4 protein-coding genes are annotated in these 2,071 nt (G+C 25.5%); 2 read left to right on the forward strand and 2 right to left on the reverse strand.

The window, feature by feature from the left end; genetic code table 11:
- Window positions 1–67 precede the first annotated feature (67 nt).
- Both ACFP1Z_RS33615 and ACFP1Z_RS33620 read left to right on the forward strand, forming a co-directional pair.
- Window positions 68–1,075 (forward strand): glycosyltransferase, encoded by a 1,008-nt coding sequence (locus ACFP1Z_RS33615; protein ID WP_198968531.1) that lies wholly within the window; start codon window positions 68–70, stop codon window positions 1,073–1,075.
- Between the two features lie 188 nt (window positions 1,076–1,263).
- Window positions 1,264–1,458, forward strand: a complete 195-nt coding sequence (locus tag ACFP1Z_RS33620; protein ID WP_198968532.1) for a hypothetical protein — start codon at window positions 1,264–1,266, stop codon at window positions 1,456–1,458.
- Window positions 1,459–1,466: 8 nt separating this feature from the next.
- On the opposite strand, the gene ACFP1Z_RS33625 is transcribed toward ACFP1Z_RS33620, so the two are convergent.
- Window positions 1,467–1,694 (reverse strand): hypothetical protein, encoded by a 228-nt coding sequence (locus ACFP1Z_RS33625; protein WP_198968533.1) that lies wholly within the window; start codon window positions 1,692–1,694, stop codon window positions 1,467–1,469.
- Window positions 1,687–2,019: a hypothetical protein gene (locus ACFP1Z_RS33630; protein WP_015968130.1), complete on the reverse strand. Its 333-nt coding sequence runs from the start codon at window positions 2,017–2,019 to the stop codon at window positions 1,687–1,689. Before ACFP1Z_RS33630 ends, ACFP1Z_RS33625 begins: the two co-directional genes overlap by 8 nt.
- Window positions 2,020–2,071: the final 52 nt, after the last annotated feature.

Here is a 2,071-nt window from a genome sequence, read left to right on the forward strand (position 1 = left end):
TACTATATGAATTATAGGTTAAGTTATCAGTCAGCTTTATTTTTGTCATAATTTTTAGATTTCAATTATGAAAACTGCAATTTTAACTATGAATTATTCTTCTATATCAAATGTTTCAGAAGATATAGCTGAAGTATTAAGAGAAAATGGAGAAATTGCGACAATAACAAAAAATCCATATTATATTCCAAAAGCTGAAAAATTGATCATTTTTATACCATTCCATCCGCCATCTCTAAATCCATATCTTTATGCTTTTTATCAATTTCAAGGAAAGAAATTATTTTATACAACTTGTGATGGAATTCCAAATATTGAAATTGTTAACAAGTATTTATTACAAGATGTTAAATTTATACCAAATTCAAAATTTTCCGCCATAAATCTTCAGGAAGTAGGATTACAGGTCGATTTGCCAGTTTTTCATGGAATTAATTTTAAAATTGTAGAAAATGCCGAAAAATTAGTTTCACAAATGAGACAAAAATTAGATAAAGATTTTCCAAATAGTATAAAATTTGGAATTGTTAGTGGATTGACAAAAAGGAAAAATATGGATTTAATGTTACAAGTTTTTAATGAACTAAATACTAAATATCCAGATATAGCTAAGAAAATCCACTTTTTCGTAATTTCTCATAAACAGTTTACTCAATATGAAGTTCCACAAAATGTTCATTTTGTTGCGGAATTTGGATATAATTCCAGGGAATATATATTTGCATTCTATGGAGCTATGGATTATGTTATTGTTCCTAGTGGGACTGAAGGATTTGGAATGCCAGTTCTAGAAAGTATGAGTATGGGAACTCCAGTTATCCATCAATTAATGCCTCCTTTTGATGAATTTACAAGTTGGCAATGGAATTTACTAATTAAATCTTCTAGAGTTGAGGAATATTATGATAAGGAACATGGACAAAAATGGAAAATTCATAAATTTGAAATTGAAGATATGACAAATGCAATTATATTAGCTACAGAATTACAAGATAGAGAAGAAAGAAGTGTTAAATTAAAAGAATTAGCAAAAAGATATGATATTAGAAATTTATATACTAGATTCTTAGAATAGTATAAATTTGTCATAATACATAATATATAATAGTGATAGGACGTGAAGCTAAAAATAATATGCGAAAAACTAACGACATTTCATGTAAATTCTGAAGATCAAGAATTAATAGATAGAATAATAAAAATGTGTAATGATTATAATTTAAATTATAAAATTGAATTTGAATATAATAAGAAGTGATAAAAATGATATTTTATCAATATGATGAAAAAGATAAAACATTACATGTTAAGATTTATCTGCTTATAGAACAAGTTCCAAATAAACCAACAGAAGAACAATTAAGAAAAGTATTGCCAAAAATTCTAAGAGATTATGCAAATATGATAGAAAATGGAAAAATAAAAATTATAGATAGTAATGAATGGGGCACTTGGTAAAAAAAATTTTATTTTTCATCTAACTTTCTTTTTATTTCTTCAACTTGTCTTGATAATTCATCTTGTTTTATTTTTAATTCTTCAATTTCTGTCTTTAGATTTGATAATTCTGAATTTACTATCTCTTTTACTGCATCTTTTAATGCTTGTTTAATTTTTAAATATAGTTGAACAATTGCAAATAATGTAGTTACAGTTGTAGAAAATAATGCAAATGTTAGAGTAAGATCACTCATCTTCACTTTCCTCCTCAGATAATTCAAAATTTGCAGTACTATTAATTTGTTTCGCGTAAGGTTGAGGATAAACCACGCGAAAATCATCTATAAAAATTTGCTTAGTTTGTTGATCTTGAATTATAGAAAATTGAAAATAAAAAGTAAATCCAGGAATATATAAATCTACAATAAGCGGATAATCAATAGTTTTCATTACAATTATTGAATTTGGTAAAAAACGCGATAAACCATAAATTTGACCTCTCTGTTCAAGTTCACGAATTTTATCTATCGCAATTCTAACAACTCCAAAAATATTTTGAAAAGGATCTTCAATTTTCATATGATATCTTTTATCTCAAGCCGTTAAAAAATATACAAGTAGCATAATACAT

The organism is Streptomyces gamaensis, from assembly GCF_042656465.1.
Classification (GTDB): domain Bacteria; phylum Actinomycetota; class Actinomycetes; order Streptomycetales; family Streptomycetaceae; genus Streptomyces; species Streptomyces gamaensis.

Bases quoted from the DNA above. Each gene is read 5' to 3' on its own strand.
- ACFP1Z_RS33625 (WP_198968533.1), bottom strand. From the start codon at position 1,694: ATGAGTGATCTTACTCTAACATTTGCATTATTTTCTACAACTGTAACT.
- ACFP1Z_RS33630 (WP_015968130.1), bottom strand. From the start codon at position 2,019: ATGAAAATTGAAGATCCTTTTCAAAATATTTTTGGAGTTGTTAGAATT.
- ACFP1Z_RS33620 (WP_198968532.1), top strand. From the start codon at position 1,264: ATGATATTTTATCAATATGATGAAAAAGATAAAACATTACATGTTAAG.
- ACFP1Z_RS33615 (WP_198968531.1), top strand. From the start codon at position 68: ATGAAAACTGCAATTTTAACTATGAATTATTCTTCTATATCAAATGTT.